Origin of the sequence: Roseobacter sp., from assembly GCF_045106495.1 — a bacterium.
Lineage (GTDB): Bacteria > Pseudomonadota > Alphaproteobacteria > Rhodobacterales > Rhodobacteraceae > Roseobacter.
Genome location: NZ_JBGCEQ010000031.1, coordinates 64,658 through 85,862, shown reverse-complemented (window position 1 = coordinate 85,862; position 21,205 = coordinate 64,658). Strand labels below are relative to the sequence as shown.

Genomic DNA, 21,205 nt, shown 5'->3' with positions numbered 1-21,205 from the left:
CGCGCTGAATCGCGAACGCAGCATAGCCATGGTCACCAATGACGTAAGGGCTAAAGCCCTTTGATCCCGTTCAAAGTCATTTTGGCAACTAGCTCCGAATAGCTTTCACGCGCAAGCTTGTCGGATTTGCTGTTCCACATGTAGAACCAATTGAGCATGCCAAAAATCGACATCGTCGCCGCCCGTAGTTTTGCCTTATCGCCTTCAAAAACACGAGGTGCATTCTCTTTCAAAACATTTGATAAGAGGTTCACCATATCGCGCTGATAACCGCGTAAAACATCCTGTTGTTGGGGCGGTAGAAGCGGAATGCCTTCCGTCTGGATCTTGTGCTCGTTGTCCATACCCTCATAGGCGAGCAGCGCTTCGAAAACGATCCGGTGGAGTTTTTCCTGCGCGCTGATACCACCCAGATGCAGATTGCAGACCCTGTCGCGCAACTCGGACAAATAGGTTTCAAGAATATCGAACAACAGCGCATCTTTGCCATCATAGTAGTGATAAATGTTTGCTTTGGAGATACCGCATTCCTTGGCAATCTGGTTCATCGAGGCGCGTGCAAAACCTTCACGTGCAAAGACACTGGCTGCCGTTTTTAGTATTCGAACCCGTTTTTCATCGTAATCCTTTGCGATCGTGCGCGCCAAATTCTACCCTTCCGCTCGCTTGTCGATAACCCGGACGGCCTTACCCGCACTCCGGGCAACTCCGCCGGGATCAGATACCCGCACTTCAGCGCTTACACCGACCTTGTCCTTGATCCGTTTGCTCAGTGCGTCTTGCGCATGTCGTCGGCTTGAATCGCTGGTCGCACCGGGGTTCGCCTCGACCAACACGCGCATGGCATCCATCGGACCTGACTTATAGAGCTCGATCTGGAAATAGGGCGCCAGACCATCTGTGGCCATGACCTGCTCTTCAATTTGAGTGGGAAACACATTTACGCCACGCAGAATGATCATGTCGTCCGTGCGCCCGGTGATCTTTTCCATTCGACGCAAACTACGCGCGGTGCCCGGCAGCAGACGCGTTAGATCGCGAGTTCGATAACGTATCATCGGCATGCCTTCTTTGGTCAGCGTCGTGAAAACCAGTTCGCCCTCTGAGCCGTCTTCCAGAACTTCACCCGTCACCGGATCGATGATCTCGGGGTAGTAATGATCTTCCCAGACGTGCAGGCCGTCTTTGGTTTCAACGCATTCGTTGGCCACACCCGGCCCCATAACTTCCGAGAGACCATAGATATCAACGGCGTGCATGTCGAAGGCCGCTTCAATCTCATGTCGCATCGCGTTGGTCCAGGGCTCTGCACCAAAAACCCCGACTTTGAGCGATGACTCTCGCGGATCCATTCCCTGTTTGCGGTATTCTTCCAGAATATTGAACACATAGGATGGGGTCACCATGATGCCGTCAGCCTGAAAATCAGTGATCAAACTTACTTGCTTTTCGGTTTGCCCACCCCCCATTGGTACGACCGTTGCACCCAGCCGTTCGATGCCGTAATGCGCGCCAAGCCCTCCTGTGAACAGGCCATAGCCATAAGCATTGTGCACCACATCACCTTTGCGCAAACCAGAAGCGCGCAACGACCGGGCCAGAGTGTCGGCCCAAACGTCAATATCATTTGCCGTGTAGACCACCACTGTAGGCTTGCCCGTGGTCCCCGACGACGCATGAAGCCGCACGATCTGGTCTTTCGGTACGGCGCGCAGGCCGAAAGGATAATTGTTGCGCAGGTCATCTTTGTAGGTGAACGGAAATTTGGCGAGATCCTTAAGATCTTTCAAATCGTCCGGGTGGACGCCACAGGCATCAAATCGGGCCTGATACATCGGCACGTTGTCATAGGCATGGCGCACCGACCATTTCATCCGCCGAATCTGCAGAGCTATGATCTCGTCTCGGCTGGCGGTTTCAATCGGATCAAGCTCTCCAGGTTTTGGGCTCAGATCTTTCATGGGTCTACCTCGTCAAAAAGCGTGCCTTGGATGGCGCGAGACAAGCCACGGAATTCCGCAGTTACCGTGCCATCCTGATTGATGACTTGGACATCATAGACCCCGTTGCGTCCGATCAGAGATACTTCGCATGCCGTTGCAGTCAGTGTGTCGCCAAGGCGGCTGGGCGCGATGTAAGTGATGGTATTGTGCTGCGCAACCGTCGCCTGATTGCGGCTGTTGCAAGCAAAGGCAAAGGCGCTGTCGGCCAAAGAAAAAGTCACTCCGCCATGACAGATACCGTGCCCGTTGCAGTGGTGTTGCTCGACCGTTAGCTGCAGAATTGCACGGCCCTCGTCGACCTCTACCATAGACATGCCCATCCAATTGGATGCGCCATCACCCGCCCACATAGCCACCGCAGAAGCCTTAGCCCTTTCTTTTGGCGTCATCCCGCTACCCCTTGAAAGCCTGTGCAGTCTTTCAGAAAGTCCGCTTTCCCGCTCATGTGCCCGTCGCTTCGCACTTCAAGCCATTCATTTGAATTCGGCGCCATTTCAGTGCATTTCCGGGGCGCCTGGCATTAGTGACGAGGACGATCAGACGAACTCCCGATTGGATCAAAGGCACGTGAAGTGCGCGCACCGTTTTTCTCAGGTTGAGCAAGTAGTGCCGCTTCAAACGATGGCGACGGCTTGAATCCAGACCATTGCAATGGTCCCGTTCGCGCCCGGTCAACGGTGAACCCTCATCCAGAAACCTCGGGCTATTTCCGAATTCGAACGTCGAGCAAGATGTATCCTGTTTTCTATGCAGCTCAGGCAGCCTCGAAAGTGCAGCATAGTTTTCGTCCAGTGTTCGCGGTCTTGCGCATGCATTTTTTGCACGGGTCAGGTTGGTATCATCGGCATGCGGCAAGGCTTGCATAAACCGACCGGACGGTCAATATATTACTTGTTAACACGAATCTCCCGAGAGGATATGTTCATGGGCGTTCTGGACGTGCGCAGTTTTGTAAACGGAAACTGGGTTGCGCCCGGCAAGGGAGCTCGCGACATCGAAAATGCCGCCACCGGACGGGTGATGGCACGCGCAGGCAACGACGCGCTTGATACCGCTGCAATGCTTGACTACGCCCGTAACACAGGCGGCCCTGCCCTGCGTGCGATGACCTTCCATGACCGCGCGCGTATGATCAAAGCATTGGCGCTTTGTCTGACTGAGCAGAAACAGCAACTCTACAATCTAAGCTTTGCTACGGGCGCTACGCAATCCGATCACATGATCGACGTCGACGGTGGCATCGGCACCATGTTTGTCTTCGCCTCCAAAGGTCGTCGCGAGTTACCTGACGCACATTTGTACCTCGAAGGTGATGTCGAAGTTCTGTCAAAGGGCGGGAACTTCTTGGGTCAGCATATCTGCACGCCGCTACAAGGGGCTGCGGTCCATATCAATGCGTTCAATTTCCCGGTTTGGGGCATGCTCGAAAAGCTGGCCCCTACCTTGCTTGCTGGCGTTCCGGCTATTGTCAAACCCGCGACCTCGACCTGCTACGTTACGGAGCTGGCTGTAAGAGTAATGATCGAAAGTGGCCATCTTCCCGAAGGTACCTTGCAACTGGTTTCGGGCGGTCTCGGCAACACGCTGGATCAGCTGACCTGTCAGGACGTGGTCAGCTTCACCGGATCCGCTGACACGGCGTTGAAATTGCGTTCGGCCTTGCATATCCAGAAGAACGCGGTCCGCTTCACAGCAGAACAAGACAGTTTGAACGCTTCAGTTCTGGGACCGGACGCAATACCTGGCACGACTGAATTTGAGATTTTCATCAAGGAAGTCGTCCGCGAAATAACGACAAAAGCAGGCCAAAAATGTACCGCCATTCGCCGTATCCTGGCACCACAGGCGCAAGTTGACACCGTGCTTGAGGCCTTGAAGGCCAAACTGTCCAAAACCGTCATCGGTGACCCGCAGGCGGACGGAACCCAAATGGGTGCGCTGGTTTCGAACGCCCAAAAGAGAGATGTGCTGGAAAAGGCCCGGATCATTGGGACAGAAGCCAAGCGCGTGTTTGGTGACCCGGACAACTTCGAAGTGAGCGGCGCCGACAAGGAGAAAGGTGCTTTCCTGCCGCCAATGCTGTTCCACTGCGCAAATCCAGACGAGGCTACCCGCATTCATGAAACTGAAGCCTTTGGTCCGGTTTCCACTGTAATGGGTTACCGCGATCTGGATCATGCGATCCGAACTGTGAACCGCGGCGCAGGTTCGCTTGTGGCATCTGTTTTCACCCATGACCCTGCTGTGGCGCGCGCGATTGCTATCGGCGCGGGCTCTTTCCACGGACGGCTTTATTTCAATAACCGCGACAGTATGAAAGACGCTACCGGTCACGGCTCCCCGTTACCCCATATGGTGCATGGAGGCCCTGGTCGTGCTGGCGGTGGCGAGGAATTGGGCGGGATTCGCGGTGTGATGCACTACATGCAGCGGACTGCAATTCAGGGCAGCCCTGACATCATCGCAGCAATCGGTCAAAAATGGGTGCCCGGTGCGACCGAGATCAAGGGGCCCGCGCACCCGTTCACCCGCACCTTCCATGAGCTTGCCATCGGCGAAACCATCCGAACCGCCGCGCGTCAGATCACAACCGAGGACATTGAGACATTTGCCCATTTCACCGGCGACAAGTTCTATGCTCACATGGATCAACAGGCCGCGGCGCGAAACCCGTTTTTCCCGGGCCGTGTTGCCCATGGATACCTCTTGATCTCCTTCGCAGCGGGCATGTTCGTCGAACCGAATGAAGGCCCGGTGCTCGCCAACACCGGCCTTGAAAATCTGCGCTTCATGAAGCCCGTTGAAGCAGGCGACAGCATAAAAGTGCGTCTCACAGTCAAGAAGAAGACACCGCGTAACCAAGACTATGGCGAGATACGTTGGCATGCGACGCTGACCAATCAGGCCGATGAAACAGTTGCGGAATACGAGCTGCTGACAATGAATGCCTATTCCCGCTGATCTTGGCATTTCCTGCGGCGGCCCCTAAACAACTTGCTATGGCAGATGCAGACCTCAAACATTTGATTTCATTGCTTACCAATGATCAGCCTCCGCGTGTCTGGTCGCTTCTTGTTTCGCTATATGGCGACCTCGCGCAAAGTAATGAGGACCAGGTATCTACACAAACCCTGAACAAGATTCTTTCGGCAATCGGAGTCAAACCCGAAGCCATTCGCGTGGCGTTGCATCGTTTGCGCAAAGACGGTTGGCTCCAAAACGAACGGCAAGGTCGCAACAGTATCTACAAGCTGACCGAACTAGGGCGGCGCGAAACAATCGCTGCAAGCCCGCGAATTTATCAATCGATTGAATTGCCGGAAACAGCCTGGATCGCGATGCATCGCGCCGGTGATGGCGTTGAAGGCTATTCGGTCGCTACGAATTTGACGATCACATCTCAACTTACAATGGATCCTGACCATTTCCAAAAGCGCTTGAAGGCCTGCGACGAACTGCCCATTTGGATGTTGGAGAAACTGTTTGTTCCGGAATTCATCGAACAGACCAATCTTGTTGCACATCAATTGGGTTTGCTTGAAAATCGTCTGGAAAAAAGCCCCTTAACAAGGGCCCTGTCCATCGTTGTCATGCGGGTTCTTGTTGTCCATACGTGGCGGCGCGTCGCGCTGCGCATACCGCCGTTGCCCCGCCATCTTTTCCCGACCCATTGGCGTGGCATGGAGGCAGAAAGGTCGGCGCATCACTGCCTCGCCTGCCTTGGGTCTCCGGACCTGTCCCGCCTAAACAACCCAAGCGAGATCTAGTGGCCAGCCTGGAGAACGCGGTAGTAAGATTCATCGTGAGCATCTGCTACCCAATGACGATCCCAGTCGCCTATAAAGGCTTTCGACCTCTCCACGATCCATACTTCACAGAGTGATCCGTCAATTCTTCGAGCCTTTCGGGCGGCATTTTTACGCCCAGTAAGCCACTTTCGTCATAGTGACCCTCGTCGATGGTGCATCACACGCCCCATCCAAAACAACAATATTGAGACGATTTGCTCACCCAAGCGGCACCAGATCACCGCCTGCTTTGGACCAAGCCGCAACGCCCCCGGATAAATTGACAACTGGTGTCAGACCCATATCGATTGCTACGGCAGCGGCAAGCGCTGAACGACCACCAGAAGCACAGTAGAAAACATAGGTTTTATCCTGGTTGAATGCCGGATTGTGCGCCGGGCTTTCAGGATCAATGTGAAATTCCATCATGCCGCGAGACGACGCGATAGCGCCTGGAATCACGCCTGTTTTGACTTGCTCGGTTCCGTCGCGCAGATCGACAAAGACGTGATCTTCAGATCCTACTAGTTTGGCTGCGTCTTCCACGTTGATCGCTGGCACGACCGCAAGAGCGGCTTTTACGATCTCCTTTGAGCCTTTTGTAATGTTTTGAGGCATTGTTTGTTTCCAGTATTGAAGTTCAATTTTACCACTCAGCCAGCTCGATGCGCTGCGCCAACGTCCTGGTCTTCTAAAAGATAGCTCATTTCTGAACATACCGCGACCAGATTACTACCCAACGATGCTCGGAATGACGGCGTGAACACGCGTAACGTTCCTGTGGCGCCAATGCTGTACTCCACCGGTTGGTCCGCACGTTTTATCGGTGCCGCGACGGAGCAAATCCCTTGTTCCAGTTCCTCGACGCACTCTGCATAGCCTTGGGCCCGTATGGTTAGGAATTCATCCCTGATGTTCCCTAAGTCCGTCTTGGTATGATCCGTAAAAGCCCGCAAACGGCCAGAAAGTACTTGGGTCAATGCGTGGCCTTCGCAAAATGCGGCGATTGCCTTGCCGCATGAACAGGCATGCAACGGTCGCGCGCCGATACCCGGATGAAGATAGGAGACGCCAGTAACGGGCACCTCAGCGTGGATGACATCGACCGACGCTCCGCGGAGACGCGCCAGGAAAAAAGCAACACCGATCTCGCGCGCGGCCTTTTTCAGCAACGGCAAGGCCAGACGCTTAACGTCGTCCGGCGAGACAAACTGATCTGATAAACGTCGGGCGCGCATACCAATCCCATAGCGCCCATTCTCGCGCGGTTCCAGCAAACCTGCTTCCACCAGATCGTTCACCTGCCGGTAGAGGCTGGGCTTGGGTACACCGGTCGCTTCGGCAATCTCCGACACCGTCATTGCAGCTGAGCCCCCTAACCCGGCAACAACCTCTACAATTGACAAAAGGCGTTCTAAGTACACTTTTTCTCTTTCCGTAAGAACATTATTATCGCAAAGTAATAAAATACATACTGCGGGAGGGCGATAGACTCAATGGCGGAAACATGCTGCGGTCCGGGCTACGCAAGCCCCGCAGAAGCAATCAAAGCGCCACGAGAGAGATTGCTCTATTCGATTGCGATTTACACCGGCACCGGCATTCAAAAGCCTGACTATTTGGCCACGGTGGATGCAGACCCGGACAGCGGCACCTACAGTCAGGTAATCCACCGCCTGGAAATGCCCGGCATTGGCGACGAACTGCACCATATGGGCTGGAACGCCTGTTCGTCATGTCACAACGACGGTTCCATGTCGCGCAAGTACTTACTGGTCCCAGGCGTCCGTTCAAACAACATCCACGTAATCGACACAGCCAGCAACCCGCGTGCACCGCGCCTGTACAAAGTAATTGATGGCGCCGAGATCAAGGCCAAGGCCAATCTGTCAGGCCCACACACGGTACATTGCCTAGGCTGCGAAATCATTATTTCCTTCCTTGGCGATGCGATGGGCGAGGCGCCGGGCGGCTATCTCCACATGAACAAGGATTTCGAGATCATTGGTCGCTGGGAAAACTCTATGGGCGACATCCCTTTTGGTTATGATTTTTGGTACCAGCCCCGGCACAATGTAATGGTCTCTTCCGAATGGGCGGCGCCCAACACCTTCATGCCCGGCTTCGATCTCGAAGAAGTGGGGCACCTAAAATACGGTCGCAGGTTGCACATCTGGGATTTTGAGAAACGCGAACCGGTGGAAAGCCTGTATCTTGGCGAAGACGGCCTTATCCCGCTGGAGGTGAAATTCCATCACAACCCCGACAGCACACATGGTTTTTGTGGCGCTGCACTCAGCGCAAACGTGATCCATTTCTGGAAATCCGAGGCAGGCAAATGGGAATGGGAAAAGATCATCGATGTGGACAACGAACCGCACCCGGAATGGCCCATCCCAATCCCTGGCGTGATGTCGGCGATCCTGGTCTCAATGGATGACAAATACCTCTACCTCAACAACTGGCTACATGGTGATATGCGCCAATATGACATCACAGACCCGCACAAGCCGGTTCTTACCGGTCAGGTCTACATGGGTGGCCTGCTTGGCAAGGCCCCGGTTGTGAATGGCGTCGAGGTCGCCGGCGGCCCGCAGATGTTCCAGCTGAGCCTCGACGGCAAACGCCTCTATGTCACAACCTCGCTTTTTTCCACATGGGACAATCAGTTCTATCCAGAGATCTGCGAGAAGGGCGGCGTTATGATGATGATCGATTGCGATGTGGAGAACGGCGGCATGAGCCTCAACAAGGACTTCATGGTCGACTTTGGCAAAGAGCCCAATGGCCCAAGCCGCTGTCACGAGACACGCTACCCGGGCGGCGATTGCACAAGTGACATCTGGTTGTGACAGAACACCGAACCATAACGCTCACCAACCGCGAAAACGCCAAGTTTCAGGTCGACGCGCGGCGCCCCTTACTGGAAAGTTTGCGCGCGCAAGGGGTCGATTTACCCTACGGTTGCAAGTACGGTGGATGCATAACCTGTGCCGCCAAACTGACGGCTGGCCAAGTCGATCAACGCAGACAGGTCGCACTCAACAATCGTCAAATCAACAACGGCTATGTCATTCTCTGCGTCGCACGTCCGCTCACCGATTGTACGCTCGAAATTGGCGTCGAAAGCCACGACAAGCTCTATCGCAACCCGTTTCTTGACCCACTGAAACCCCACGAACTGAAGGCGAATATTGCCGTTCCGAAAGAGACCTGACAATGCCCGAAGCAGACATTGATCACATTTTCGACTACGATCCCGCGTATCTGGCAGATATTCTGAAGTCGGTGAAATCCATCGCAATGGTGGGTGCCAGCGCCGATAAAACGAAATTCAGTTACGGGGTTCTGCGGGTATTGCATGAAACCGGATATGACATGATCCCCGTCAACCCGAACCCTGCGTTGACAGACATCCGGGGCTTGAAAGTATACCGGTCGCTGAGCGAAATTGATCGACCTGTGGACATGGTTGAAGTCTTTCGCCGCAAAGAAGAACTCTATGGCATTGCGGAGCAGGCCATAGCCATAGGCGCAAAGGTTCTGTGGGGGCAGATCGGCGTCTATGATGAACGCGCCGCCGCTTTGGCAGAGGAGGCTGGGCTAAAAGTGGTCATGAACCGCTGCCCAAAGATCGAACTTTTCCGACCGTTCTGGAAGCCAAGGCTCGATCTGAAAATCTAAACAGTCCCAGCTCGATGCATGGGTAGCTGTCTTGACGGTAAAATAGGGAGGAACAGTAAATGACAACAGTGACCACGCAGATGAACAACGTTGAGATAGGTAAGGTGGCGAGCCTTGCCGAAAAGATTGCATCGGAACCCCAGGTCGCAAAGACCACCTGGCGGGCTGATGTTCGTTGGAATGGCGGCTTTCGGTCAGAGGCTCAGGTGCGCGATTTCGCACCGTCGAAATCTGACGAACCTGCTCAATTGGGCGGCACGGATACCGGGCCAAATCCAGTCGAGCAACTCTTGAGCGCTTTGGGCAATTGCCTTGCGGTAGGATATGCGGCAAACGCCACGGCAGCAGGCATCACGATCCAGGATATGAAAATTGAAGTCGAAGGAAATCTCGACCTACATACGTTTCTGGGACTGAAAGACGGCAATGCCGGCTTCAGCGACATCAGTGTGCAAGTGTCCATGGATAGCGATGGATCGGATGAGGCCTTGCAGGCCCTTCACAAAAAGGTAATTGCGACATCACCCGTCGGCCATACGCTCGGCCGCGTTGTACCGCTGAGCATCGAAATGGCTTAGCAAAGCATCAGAACAAGCCCCCAACCATTGAGCTCAACTTGCAACGTGCGTGAAACCGTTATTCACCATTGCCCGCAGGAAAAATGCCATGCCAGTGATCGAATATGTCTACTCGGCCCATTCGGCCTTTGCCTACTTAGGCTCGACACAACTCCAAAGACTCTGCGCGACCAACGCAGTCACTTTGATCCATCGGCCAATCATCCTATCGCCTGTCGTCGAAGCACAAGGCAGCCAACCCTTCCGCGCTCGCACACAGGCGCATGTAGACTACTTCTTTGGCCGCGAAATCGAGCGTTGGGCGGCATACCGCGGGGTAGAAATTCTATCGCACCGACCGACCCATCACGACACCGATTACAGCCTCGCCTCTGGTTTGATCCTAGCGCTTGGCAACAGGGGCGAGGCAACCGATCAAATGGCACATGGCTTATTGCAAGCGCATTGGCGCGACGATGCGGACCTGTCTGATCGCGACACGCTCGCAGCGGTAGCCGCAGGCTTGGGGCATGATTCGAAAGAGCTTTTGGCGCACGCGGCATCCGAACAGATACAGCGCCAGCTGCGGGATAACTGCGATTGGGCGCGGACCCAAAATATCTTTGGCTCACCAACCTATATTGTCGATGGTGACCCGTTTTACGGCCAGGATCATCTTGAATTGGTAGAACGTGCGCTGGACAGGCCTTTTGAACCTTCGCGATGGCTCAACCCACCCGTTGATTAACAAATTGGAAGGGAAGACGCTTTCAACAAGGGACTGCGATACCCTATGACCTCAAAAACCGTAGAGCCGATTGGCCCATTGCAAGCCGATGAACATGCCTTTGACACGAGGTAAAAACCAAAGGGCTAACGCTGTTGCAAAAGACATCAGTGAAATCGCTACCCCAAGCGGCTCTGGATCAAATTGGGTATAGATGACCGCCAGCAGGGGGAAAAGAAGCGCCACCACGATCATCAGAGTAAAATATGCAGGCCCGTCGTCCACACTTGCGTGATGCAGTTCAAGACCGCAGTGATCACAGCGATCTTTGACCTTCAGATATCTGTGGATCGACTTTCCCGTCCCGCAAGAGGGGCATTTCAGCATAAAGCCACGAAGAAGCGCCTGTTGCGTATTTCGTTCCGCTTCCGGCTGCATTGGGTTCCCCTTTTCAAATGGGACGCTGGATGGTTTTCAAAAAGCACCAGGATACGTGTCTGGAAAAATGGTGCGGGCTACGATGATGGCAGCCCGCACCAAACTTTTTACGCAATCATATCGAAGCGATCTGCGTTCATTACCTTGGTCCAAGCTACAACGAAATCGCGTACGAACTTCTCTTTGTTGTCGTCCTGCGCATAAACCTCTGCATAGCTGCGCAGCACCGAGTTTGAGCCAAAGACCAGATCCGCGCTGGTCGCAGACCACTTCGTCTCTCCGGTCGCACGATCCCGCAGCTCATAAGTTCCATCATCCAGCGGATGCCAGCTGAGCCCCATGTCCGTGAGGTTCACGAAAAAGTCTGGCGTCAGCGCACCAACACTATCTGTGAAGCGGCCGTAAGCGCTATCGCCGTGATTGGCACCGATGACACGCATTCCGCCAAGCAAAACGGTCATTTCTGCCGCGGTCAGACCCATAAGCTGCGCGCGGTCCAGCATCATCTCTTCTGCAGAAACCGAATAAGCCTCTTTTTGCCAGTTGCGGAAACCGTCAGCGACCGGCTCCAAAACCCCAAAACTATCCACGTCGGTCATGCTTTCATCGGCATCACCACGGCCCGGCGTGAAAGGCACTTCAACTGACTGACCACCTGCTTTAATCGCCATCTCCAGGCCGACATTACCGCCCAAAACGATTGTATCGGCGATTGAAGCACCGGTCGATGCCGCGATAGGTTCCAGAATGCCGAGCACCTTTGCCAGACGGGTGGGTTCATTCCCTACCCAATCTTTCTGCGGTGCCAGCCGAATGCGCGCGCCATTGGCGCCGCCGCGCTTGTCTGAGCCGCGGAAAGTGCGGGCACTGTCCCAAGCGGTGGCAATGAGTTCCGATGCGCTCAGGCCGCTATCGGTGATTTTCGCTTTCACCGCTGCAACATCATAGCCTGTAGGTCCCGCGGGAATCGGGTCTTGCCAGATCAGATCCTCGGCAGGCACATCGGGGCCGTAGTAGTTGGGACGTGGTCCCATATCGCGATGGGTCAGCTTGAACCATGCGCGGGCGAATGTATCCTTGAAATACTCAGGATCTGCCATGAACTTCTGGCAAATCTCGTTGTAGATCGGGTCAACTTTCATCGCCATGTCCGCGTCAGTCATCATCGGCATTTTTGGTGAAGACCCGTCACCAGCATCCACCGGCATTTCACTGTCAGGCATGTTCACCGGTGCCCATTGATGCGCACCTGCCGGGGATTTGGTGAGTTCCCATTCGTACCCAAAGAGATAGTCAAAGTAACCCATGTCGAACTGGGTGGGATGTTTCGTCCAGGCACCTTCGATGCCTGACGTGAAAGTTTTTGATGCGGTACCTGCATGATCCGGATTGGTCCAACCCAGACCCTGAGTTTCGATGCCGGCCGCTTCCGGTTCAGCGCCAATGCTGTCGCCGTCAAGCGCACCATGTGCTTTGCCAACGGTGTGACCGCCGCAAGTGAGCGCGGCGGTTTCCGCGTCGTCCATCGCCATACGCGCAAATGTTTCGCGAACATGCTGGGCCGTGCGGGCAGGATCAGGCTGACCGTTCACACCTTCGGGGTTCACATAGATGAGACCCATGTGGACCGCAGCAAGCGGGTTGTCGAGTGTGGACGCATCGTCGAGATTTTCGTAACGGTTCTCGGAAGGCGCGAGCCATTCATTTTCGGACCCCCAATAGACGTCCGTTTCGGGGCCCCAAATGTCTTCACGACCAAACCCGAATCCGAAAGTCTTTAGACCCATCGAATCGTAGGCAATGGTGCCCGACAAGATGATCAGGTCGGCCCAACTCAGCGCATTGCCATATTTCTTTTTGACCGGCCAAAGCAGACGGCGTGCCTTATCCAGGCTCGCGTTGTCAGGCCAGGAATTCAGCGGCGCAAAGCGAATGTTGCCGGAGCCAGCCCCGCCGCGACCGTCCTGCATCCGGTAGGACCCTGCAGAATGCCACGCCAAGCGGATCATCAAACCGCCATAGTGGCCCCAATCCGCTGGCCACCAATCCTGACTTTCTGTCAACAAGGCGGTCACGTCTGCCTTTACAGCTTCGAAATCCAGCGCCTTGACCGCCTCACGATGGTTGTAATCCGCATCCATCGGATTCGTGCGGGCACCGTGTTGGTGCAGGATGTCTAGGTTCAGAGCATTGGGCCACCACTTTGTGACCGGCTTCTCCATTGACGTATTGCCGCCGTGATTAACCGGGCATCCGCCAAGTCCTGGCATTCTGTTTCCATCCATCGCTGGAACTCCTCCTGTTTGAAATTTGGTAGGTGATATGCCCTTCATAGGTCTTGAATTTGATAAACTCCAATTGAAAAAACTTAAAACTGCGATACGCTGAGGTTATGATAAACTTCACGCTTAAACACTTCCGATACTTCGACGCTTTAGCGCGCATGGGACACTTTGGTCGAGCGGCAGAGGATTGTGCAATCTCTCAACCGGCCTTATCCGTGCAAATCAAAGAATTGGAAGGTTTGCTCGGCGCGCCGTTGGTCGAACGCACGGCGCGCCAGATCCGGCTGACAACTCTTGGGCAGGAGTTCTTGCTGCGAGCGCGCAAAGTCCTCGCTGATGTCGAGGAAATCTCGGAGCTTGCGCGCTCCTCCGACGGGCCTCTCAAAGGCAGTTTGCGAATGGGCGTTATTCCGACGGTAGCGCCCTACCTATTGCCGACCATTATCCAAAGACTGTCAGACCACTTACCCGCATTGGAGCTTATGCCCCGCGAGACTGTGACCCGTTCCCTTGTTGAAGACCTGTTGCAATCGCGCCTTGATTTTATCATTGCAGCCTTGCCAATCTCGGAACCCTCTTTGCGCGAGTTTGCGCTCTTCGAGGAGGAATTCGTGCTCGTCAGGTCGCAAAAGGATGCAGACTTACCTATTCCGAGCCCGGACCGGTTGCAACACATGAAGCTATTACTTTTAGAGGAAGGTCATTGTTTCCGCGATCAGGCGCTGTCTTTCTGCAACGTGCTCCCTTCTGATCCAAGCCTGGTGATGGAAGGTTCGTCGCTCTCAACGTTGGTCCAAATGGTAAGTGCGGGCCTCGGACTAACTTTGATCCCGGAGATTGCGGTTGCACTGGAAACACATAATGCTCCGGTTTCGATAGCGCGCTTTACGTCCAACAAACCGAAACGCCAAATCGGTATGCTCTGGCGCAAAACGAACCCCTTGGAAAAACAACTCATGGAGCTTGCGGCAATTGTCCGCCAGACAGGACATGAAAAAATCGCGCAATTGCATCAAACTTGATCCAAGTTCGGAAGGTCTAGGAAGCGCCCTCGCATTCGGTAGATACCCGGGCGCTTTACATTGGATGTTAGCCTTGAGCTTCCAGATCTTTCGAGCAACACTCCCCGTGTTCCGATCATTGCCAGCGCACGCGCGATCACGGCGGCAAAATCGACGGACATGCGCGAAGATGTGATCGCCAGTTTGCGGCTCACCAATAACGGAGATCGGATCATGGGACTTCTTCAGGATGGCAAATGGGTCGACAAATGGTATGAAACAAAGTCAAGCCGCGGTCGGTTTGTCCGCAAGCCATCGCAGTTCCGCAATTGGGTGACTGCAGACGGGGCACCAGGGCCCAGTGGGCAAGGTGGTTTTAAGGCGGAAGCCGGACGGTATCATCTCTATGTTTCGCTGGCATGCCCGTGGGCTCATCGCACCTTGATTTTCCGCACCCTAAAAGGGCTGGAAGCGATGATCGATGTGTCGAACGTGCATTGGCTCATGGGCGAAAACGGCTGGACGTTTGCGCCAGGTGATGGAGCCACCGTTGACCACCTGCATGGTTCTGCCTTCCTTCATCAAGTCTACACCAAAGCCGATCCGCTGTATTCCGGGCGCGTCACCGTGCCGGTATTGTGGGACAAGACAACCAAATCAATCGTATCGAACGAGTCAGCCGAGATCATTCGCATGTTCAACACAGCGTTTGACGAGATCGGGGCCAATCCAGGTGACTACTACCCGGAACCTGAACGCGCCGAAATAGATGCCGTAAACGACCGAATTTATGACACGGTCAACAATGGCGTATACAAGGCAGGCTTTGCCACCACACAAGACGCTTATGAGGAGGCCGTTGTGCCTCTTTTTGCGACACTTGATTGGCTCGAAGAGCGCTTGGCAAACCGGCGCTACATAATGGGATCAAAGCCAACGGAAGCCGATTGGCGCTTGTTCACAACGCTTGTTCGGTTCGATCCAGTTTATGTAAGCCACTTCAAATGCAACATGAAACGCATCGCGGACTACCTGCATTTATCAGGCTATCTGCGCGACCTTTTCCAGCATCCCGGCGTGGCTCAGACAGTCGATATACCCTACATAAAAAAGCACTACTATGGCAGCCATGAAACAGTGAACCCGACACGTGTTGTACCCATTGGACCCGTTATTGACTACGCCGAACCACATGACCGCGCCAAATTGAGCGAGACAGCTGCCGTGTGATCCGTTCGGCGCCTGGCATTGCTACAAAGCGCCCAATTCGATCGCGGTGAAAGCCGGTATTGAAGGTTTTTATTCGCGCAAGCCAAGAAGAAATAGACATACTGCTGGTCGCCCAATCTGTTGGAATGTGAGATATGGAACAGTATCGCGCCGCATCATTGAGACCAAGCTATTGCGAATTGGGGCCGCCGAGCAAATGCGAGCACTTTTTTACCGACAACACTATCGAAGCGCATTTTTGTGAAGCGCGTTCGCAGTGGTTTCGGACAGTCGACTGATCAGAGACAAAATTTCATCATCATCAAATGGTTTTTCCAAACCAGCATTCGCGCCGATTTGCCTGGCAGTGGTCAGGATGTGTTGCATTCCTTGATATTTATGAGATCCAGTGATCACAATGATTGGAAGTGTTTTCATCTCCTCATGGTTGCGCACCCAGGAAACCAGTTTTATGCCGCCATCTGGAACAAGTTTGCCGTCTTCGCGGATGATGACATCGGAGATCAGGACATCGTAGGATTCATTCAATAGTTCTTCGATGGCATCCGTCGCAGAACTTCGAACTTCGACCTGATGCCCGGCTGATTTCAACATGTTCTTCAATCGGAAGCTGAAAACAACATCGTCTTCCATCATCAACAACTTTGCCAATGCTGTTCCTCCACGTACTCAGAGATGATCTATTGTTAGCAAAAAATTCTCATTGATTGAAAGACCGATTTTTCCACAAGCTCCAGATGGTCAATAAGCTGGCAAGAGTCACTTGGCTATGTTGCTGACAAATGGTTCAACACCAAGTGAAAGCGCCAAAATTTCGCCTTCCTTTGTTCCATTCCAATTGGGGACGCTAGCCCTTCACCACGATTGGTTTGCAGATTGCGATGATCAAAGCAAAGTTAAAAAAAAACTGGAGATTCCGATGCATCAGAGATCAGATTTGGTTTGCGGAAAAAATCGCTTCCGAGATTCTGAATTACCGCCAAAATCGGCTAGGACGCGTCACATGCTTCGATAAACGCATCTGAAAAGTCGCTGGTCAATTCAACCCACATAGGCAGATGGTCACTCATCTTGTAGGTTCTCCATGTCTTATATGACCCTTCGCTTCGGTCCGGCTGGTAAGTGGTGCGCTCATCCAGCCGATAAACATGTTCATAAAAGTCGAAAACATTCGCGCCCCGCACTTCAAAACGCGTGTAACCCCGCGCGCGTTTCGGCTCCCAAAACGCGATCTGATCATAGGCTTTGTCTTTATCGACATTAGACCCGGGAATGGCGCGTATCTGTTCCGGGACCTCGAAGCCATTGGCTTCCAGCGCCTGCATCGTCTCATGTTTTGCACTGAGTATGTTGAAGTCCCCCAGTACGGCCGTTAACACAGAGCTTTCGGGATTGTCTGACATGTCTTTGGCCGCTCGCTTGCCCAGCGCTTCGGTCAGGCCAGCGATCTCCCGTTTGCGTTGCTCTAGCAATTTCTCGTCTGAATTATCGCCAAAATAGATATGCACGGTCGCCAGATCAATCTTGAGCCATCCCGCCTGGAAACTTACCAAGTAAGGCGTCCGCGCGAATTGTTTGAAGCTTTGGTCGAGGGCAGCGCCGGGAAACCGTAGTCGAAAACTTTCCCCAACAACTTCGCCTTGCGGCACATCTAACGTGACTTGGCCCCTGGTGCCGGGCGGTCGTGTTACTTCGGTCCCTCTGGTTACCGCAAGCGCGCTACCGTCGGGCAGATTGAGCCGGGTGCCAGCTGGCAAGGCAATATCAACATCCTCGGCGAGCTTAACGGCACCGCTGCTCTTCTTGTCGCTCCGCGCCCTGTAAACACCTGAAAGATCTGTGCCATCGGGCAACTCTAGCGCTATGCCGTTTTCCAGCCGGATTCGCTCCCCAAAGCTGGCCAATATTTTTTTGCCATCCGGTAAAGTCAGTTCACCCGCAATGTTTCTGAAACGCACTCGATTGCGATTAAACGCAAAGACCATGCGTTCACCGTTTCCAGCACGCCCATCGGTGACATCTGTGGCCAGATAGTCCCAGGCTGGTCCCAGGATTTCCAGCAGATCGAGGAATTCACTCATGTTGCCCCGCACTTCCTGAATGGCAACAATGTCGAAATTGGATACAATCTCCGCCATATAGTAAAGCGGCTCGTAGGTGTCTCTGCCGCCGTACTTGGTGTTACCAAACTCGCGGATGTTCCAGGTGCCTATTCGAACCGTTGTCATCCTGTCGATGTCTTGCGGAAAATGAGCGGAAAGTGCTGTGCGCAGTCGCCGCAACCCTGAAATCGTGCGCTTGCGCAAAATCTCTGCGTCCGAACCAGCCGGATGGCGTTTACTCAAATGGCGATAAGACGGCATCGAACTTCCCCCTGTACACAAGGTCCGAATGCATTGCCCGGCCCCGCTTCTTTGAGACATGCTACGATTGAATTGGCAAATCGCCAACTTTGGATAGTTCCGTCATGGGATGATCACTGCGCGGGCTCTTCCTACCTGCGTCAAACTCCTCCACAATGTCGGTCGAACCAATGCCGCTCCGGGAGCTTGAAGTCATGTCATTTATCCAGCCGTCAAAAATACTCACGCACGAGGCCGTAATGACGATGCTGTCTGCGGCCATCGCCGAAGCACAAAGCCAAGGGCAACCGCAGTGTATCGTGATCGTGGATGCCAGTGGTGAAGTTCTGGGTGAGATCCGAATGACAGGCGCAAAGTTTCTCAGCCGCAAAAGTGCGCACAATAAAGCTCTGACCGCTGCTTCGATCCGCGCAGCCACCACAACCATTCCAGATGCAGTTCGTCAGTCGATTGGTATGGCTACAGAAGGCCATATGACCGGTTTGCCCGGCGGGTTGCCCATATTAGTTAGTGGCGAGTGTGTGGGTGGTATTGGGATTGGCTCTGGTACAGGCGATCAGGATGTTACCGTAGCAACGGCCGCCTTAAGAGCCATCGGGGCCGACATCTGACACCATATCCGCGCGGCGCGACACACCAATTCCGATGGGTTTGCGTTGATTGCCTGGCAATGCAGGGTCAGGGCCCCAAATCGCCTGATAGGTATCCACGGCCATGCCTCGGGTTTGCATAAATACACCTGAAACTGTCAAGCCTGACCACCAGATCAACAGGCTCAACCACATCCAATTCGGTGCATTGGCTTGCCACAGGCCGGTCAGAATTGCGACGACTGACACAGCCAGAGCTAGGTAACCGGCCACCTTGTGGACATATTCGAAGGCCAACCGCCGGGGCGTCATGTCAAAATGATCGCCGCGCAGCGTGCCATCTGGCGCCGGTGCTGTTGGCCCGCCTTTTGTACCGCGCAAGATGCCCCCGCAAATCTGTACGACCGCGAGTGAAAGAATGGTCCAGCCGAAGTAAGCATGTGGCCCCGGCTTGATGGTCAGGGCGGGTGCGTTCCAGATGATCACCGCGCCAATCACCATCAGAACACAAGCGCTGTACTGACAAAACCGGTGTGTGTTCCACCAAAAATTGTGATCAAGCCTGCGCGGCCAATCCTGCCCTGGCATGATCTTGAAGAAACGGGCGATGAGAACGCCGAGAGGTGCGAGAACACCCCACGCCAGCACCATGATCCGCGCGTGCCAGCTTAGATGCCATCCCACGTCATGCGCGCTCGCTACGTCCATCGGAGCAAGCAGCCAACTCAACATCAGCCTTTGACCGCTCCTGCGGTCATACCAGTGATAATCTGGCGCGATGCGACAAACGTGAATATGATCGGTGGAATGGCCAGCAACATGCCTGTTGCCATGATCACCCCCCAGTCGATGTCAAACTCCGTCATGGAATTCACAATGGTGACGGGCACCGTGCGGGAATTTCGATCTGCCAGCGCGTTGGCCAGCAAGAATTCGTTCCAGGCCACTCGAAAAGTGAAAATCGCAGCGGCTGCAAGCCCAGGTTTGATCAAAGGCAGTACAACCAGGAAAAATACCTGAAACGGCCCGGCGCCGTCCATGCGCGCGGCCTCTTCCAGCTGGATCGGAACCTGCACAATAAAACTCTGCAAAATCCAGATCACAAACGGCAAGTTCATCGCGACATAGACAAGAATAATCCCGGCACGCGTACCATCGATCTGGAACTGGAAGGTCCAAATACCGAAAACGGGTACCAGCAAAACTGCAGGAGGAACCATGCGCATCGCCAAGGTTGCCAGTGACACGGAATCGCGCCCCATGAACCGGAACCTTACCAGTGCGTAGGCCGCCATACAGCCAATCACCAGCGTCAGAACGGTCGACACAAGAGCAATTATCAGTGAGTTGACCAGCGCGCGGCCAAAGGTCTTGTCGCAATAGTCAATATGCGGCGCCTCATACCACAGAAAGTCGCAAAGCGCGGTTTCATAGTTGCGTAGTGTCGGCATGAAAAACAACGATGAGGCGTCGGACATGATGTCGACATTCAGTTTGAGCGATGTGCTTAGCATCATCACGATCGGGCCTACCGACATCACCACCAACGCGACAAGAAGCGCATAAAATGCCGGGTTCTGGCGTTCGAAAGTTTTATCAGACATCAGAGGTCCTCCTCGGCTGCTTTGCGCAAGCGTGCAGCGCGGAGTTCCATGGCTTTGTTGTAAAAGAACATCCCGAAGGTCAGCAGCATGAGCAGGATCAGCAGGTAGTTTGACATTGCTGCAGCCTCTCCCAACTCTCGGAATTCGGAAGCCGTTCGCGAAATGCGCAGCGACAGGATTTCCGTGGACAGCCCCGGGCCACCGTTGGTCAATACGAGGATGACTTCGAGCACTTTGAAGGCGTCAATCAGGCGTAAGAGCAGCGTCACGATCAGGACCGGCAGCATCAAAGGCAGCTTGATGTAGATCACCTGCTGCCAACCTGTTGCCCCGTCAATGCGTGAAGCTTCCATCGCCGATTGGGGCAACGATTGCAGGGCGGCAAGTGAGAGAATGAAAATAAAGGGCGTCCACTGCCACACATCTGCAATCACAACAGAGGCAAAAGCCCAATCGCCGTTCGAAAGCCAAGGCACTGGCTCAAGCCCCATGGACTTCAGCGTGCGGTTAAAAATGCCGACGGTCGGGTGGTACATATAACGCCACATCAGACCAACGACGATGGGCGCGATCATCATTGGCAGGATGAACAATGTGCGCAATAGAGACATGCCCCGGATGTTGCGGTCGAGCAGCAAAGCAAGGCCAACACCGAGCAGCATTTCGAGCGTCACAACGACGGCGGCAAATTTGATTGTGACCCAGAAGCTTTCCAGAAAGCTCGCGTCGCCGAGCAGGTTGGCGTAGTTCCGCAGACCAACAAACTCCGCCTCACCGATCCGCTGGCTCGGGTTCCAGTCAAGAAAACTGGCATAGACCATGTAACCGATGGGGTAGAGCAGTGCGATTGCCATGATGATGGCCGCAGGAGCAAGGAACAGATAGGGCGTGAGCCGATTGACGTTCGCGCTTTGCATAACTCTGGTGTCCAAGGG

At 54.1% G+C, this 21,205-nt stretch carries 22 protein-coding genes; 10 read left to right on the top strand and 12 right to left on the bottom strand.

What is annotated here, in order from left to right; genetic code table 11:
- Positions 1-50: 50 nt before the first annotated feature.
- The 3 genes from AB8B75_RS17830 to paaI are packed head-to-tail and all read right to left on the bottom strand — an operon-like array spanning position 51 to position 2,392.
- Positions 51-647 carry a TetR/AcrR family transcriptional regulator gene (locus tag AB8B75_RS17830; RefSeq protein ID WP_405364161.1) on the bottom strand — a complete coding sequence of 199 codons (597 nt, stop codon included), beginning with the start codon at positions 645-647 and terminating at the stop codon, positions 51-53.
- Between the two features lie 3 nt (positions 648-650).
- Positions 651-1,961 (bottom strand): phenylacetate--CoA ligase PaaK, encoded by a 1,311-nt coding sequence (gene paaK / locus AB8B75_RS17825; protein WP_405364160.1) that lies wholly within the window; start codon positions 1,959-1,961, stop codon positions 651-653.
- A complete protein-coding gene (gene paaI / locus AB8B75_RS17820) occupies positions 1,958-2,392 on the bottom strand; it encodes a hydroxyphenylacetyl-CoA thioesterase PaaI (protein ID WP_405364159.1) in 435 nt (144 codons plus the stop codon). The genes paaK and paaI overlap by 4 nt, the downstream gene beginning before the upstream one ends.
- Before the next feature lie 535 nt (positions 2,393-2,927).
- Here paaI and paaZ point away from each other — a divergent pair.
- Positions 2,928-4,964, top strand: coding sequence for a phenylacetic acid degradation bifunctional protein PaaZ (paaZ, locus tag AB8B75_RS17815; RefSeq protein ID WP_405364158.1), 2,037 nt, complete (start codon positions 2,928-2,930; stop codon positions 4,962-4,964).
- Between the two features lie 38 nt (positions 4,965-5,002).
- Positions 5,003-5,770 (top strand): PaaX family transcriptional regulator C-terminal domain-containing protein, encoded by a 768-nt coding sequence (locus AB8B75_RS17810; protein ID WP_405364157.1) that lies wholly within the window; start codon positions 5,003-5,005, stop codon positions 5,768-5,770.
- 240 nt (positions 5,771-6,010) lie between these two features.
- On the opposite strand, the gene AB8B75_RS17805 is transcribed toward AB8B75_RS17810, so the two are convergent.
- Positions 6,011-6,409 (bottom strand): rhodanese-like domain-containing protein, encoded by a 399-nt coding sequence (locus AB8B75_RS17805; RefSeq protein ID WP_405364156.1) that lies wholly within the window; start codon positions 6,407-6,409, stop codon positions 6,011-6,013.
- 35 nt (positions 6,410-6,444) lie between these two features.
- On the bottom strand, positions 6,445-7,215 hold the full coding sequence (locus AB8B75_RS17800) for an IclR family transcriptional regulator (protein ID WP_405364155.1): 771 nt from the start codon (positions 7,213-7,215) through the stop codon (positions 6,445-6,447).
- 72 nt (positions 7,216-7,287) lie between these two features.
- Between AB8B75_RS17800 and AB8B75_RS17795 the strand changes: the two genes are divergently transcribed.
- From AB8B75_RS17795 to AB8B75_RS17775, 5 genes are all read left to right on the top strand, one after another.
- Positions 7,288-8,643: a selenium-binding family protein gene (locus AB8B75_RS17795; protein WP_405364154.1), complete on the top strand. Its 1,356-nt coding sequence runs from the start codon at positions 7,288-7,290 to the stop codon at positions 8,641-8,643.
- Positions 8,640-9,008: a 2Fe-2S iron-sulfur cluster-binding protein gene (locus AB8B75_RS17790; RefSeq protein ID WP_405364153.1), complete on the top strand. Its 369-nt coding sequence runs from the start codon at positions 8,640-8,642 to the stop codon at positions 9,006-9,008. The genes AB8B75_RS17795 and AB8B75_RS17790 overlap by 4 nt, the downstream gene beginning before the upstream one ends.
- Before the next feature lie 2 nt (positions 9,009-9,010).
- On the top strand, positions 9,011-9,475 hold the full coding sequence (locus tag AB8B75_RS17785) for a CoA-binding protein (RefSeq protein WP_405364152.1): 465 nt from the start codon (positions 9,011-9,013) through the stop codon (positions 9,473-9,475).
- A gap of 59 nt (positions 9,476-9,534) precedes the next feature.
- Complete coding sequence (locus AB8B75_RS17780) at positions 9,535-10,053, top strand: OsmC family protein (RefSeq protein ID WP_405364151.1); 519 nt, start codon at positions 9,535-9,537, stop codon at positions 10,051-10,053.
- 88 nt (positions 10,054-10,141) lie between these two features.
- Positions 10,142-10,780 carry a 2-hydroxychromene-2-carboxylate isomerase gene (locus AB8B75_RS17775; protein WP_405364150.1) on the top strand — a complete coding sequence of 213 codons (639 nt, stop codon included), beginning with the start codon at positions 10,142-10,144 and terminating at the stop codon, positions 10,778-10,780.
- A 51-nt stretch (positions 10,781-10,831) separates the two neighbouring features.
- Here AB8B75_RS17775 and AB8B75_RS17770 read toward each other — a convergent pair whose 3' ends face one another.
- Together AB8B75_RS17770 and katG are read right to left on the bottom strand one after the other, a co-directional pair.
- A complete protein-coding gene (locus AB8B75_RS17770; RefSeq protein ID WP_405364149.1) occupies positions 10,832-11,197 on the bottom strand; it encodes a DUF983 domain-containing protein in 366 nt (121 codons plus the stop codon).
- A 107-nt stretch (positions 11,198-11,304) separates the two neighbouring features.
- Positions 11,305-13,482 (bottom strand): catalase/peroxidase HPI, encoded by a 2,178-nt coding sequence (katG, locus tag AB8B75_RS17765; RefSeq protein WP_405364148.1) that lies wholly within the window; start codon positions 13,480-13,482, stop codon positions 11,305-11,307.
- Between the two features lie 107 nt (positions 13,483-13,589).
- Between katG and AB8B75_RS17760 the strand changes: the two genes are divergently transcribed.
- Together AB8B75_RS17760 and AB8B75_RS17755 are read left to right on the top strand one after the other, a co-directional pair.
- On the top strand, positions 13,590-14,504 hold the full coding sequence (locus AB8B75_RS17760) for a hydrogen peroxide-inducible genes activator (protein ID WP_405364147.1): 915 nt from the start codon (positions 13,590-13,592) through the stop codon (positions 14,502-14,504).
- Positions 14,505-14,717: 213 nt separating this feature from the next.
- The gene (locus AB8B75_RS17755; RefSeq protein ID WP_405364213.1) at positions 14,718-15,713 is read left to right on the top strand and encodes a glutathione S-transferase family protein; all 996 of its coding nucleotides are present in this window, start codon (positions 14,718-14,720) and stop codon (positions 15,711-15,713) included.
- Between the two features lie 222 nt (positions 15,714-15,935).
- On the opposite strand, the gene AB8B75_RS17750 is transcribed toward AB8B75_RS17755, so the two are convergent.
- Positions 15,936-16,364 carry a response regulator gene (locus AB8B75_RS17750; RefSeq protein ID WP_405364146.1) on the bottom strand — a complete coding sequence of 143 codons (429 nt, stop codon included), beginning with the start codon at positions 16,362-16,364 and terminating at the stop codon, positions 15,936-15,938.
- 338 nt (positions 16,365-16,702) lie between these two features.
- Positions 16,703-18,076 carry an endonuclease/exonuclease/phosphatase family protein gene (locus AB8B75_RS17745; protein ID WP_405364145.1) on the bottom strand — a complete coding sequence of 458 codons (1,374 nt, stop codon included), beginning with the start codon at positions 18,074-18,076 and terminating at the stop codon, positions 16,703-16,705.
- A 194-nt stretch (positions 18,077-18,270) separates the two neighbouring features.
- On the opposite strand from AB8B75_RS17745, the gene AB8B75_RS17740 reads away from it, so the two are divergent.
- The gene (locus AB8B75_RS17740; RefSeq protein ID WP_405364144.1) at positions 18,271-18,687 is read left to right on the top strand and encodes a heme-binding protein; all 417 of its coding nucleotides are present in this window, start codon (positions 18,271-18,273) and stop codon (positions 18,685-18,687) included.
- Here AB8B75_RS17740 and AB8B75_RS17735 read toward each other — a convergent pair.
- The 3 genes from AB8B75_RS17735 to AB8B75_RS17725 are packed head-to-tail and all read right to left on the bottom strand — an operon-like array spanning position 18,661 to position 21,187.
- On the bottom strand, positions 18,661-19,398 hold the full coding sequence (locus tag AB8B75_RS17735) for a cytochrome b561 domain-containing protein (protein WP_405364143.1): 738 nt from the start codon (positions 19,396-19,398) through the stop codon (positions 18,661-18,663). The genes AB8B75_RS17740 and AB8B75_RS17735 overlap by 27 nt on opposite strands.
- A complete protein-coding gene (locus AB8B75_RS17730; protein ID WP_405364142.1) occupies positions 19,398-20,270 on the bottom strand; it encodes a carbohydrate ABC transporter permease in 873 nt (290 codons plus the stop codon). Before AB8B75_RS17730 ends, AB8B75_RS17735 begins: the two co-directional genes overlap by 1 nt.
- Positions 20,270-21,187, bottom strand: a complete 918-nt coding sequence (locus AB8B75_RS17725) for a carbohydrate ABC transporter permease (protein ID WP_405364141.1) — start codon at positions 21,185-21,187, stop codon at positions 20,270-20,272. Before AB8B75_RS17725 ends, AB8B75_RS17730 begins: the two co-directional genes overlap by 1 nt.
- Positions 21,188-21,205 lie beyond the last annotated feature (18 nt).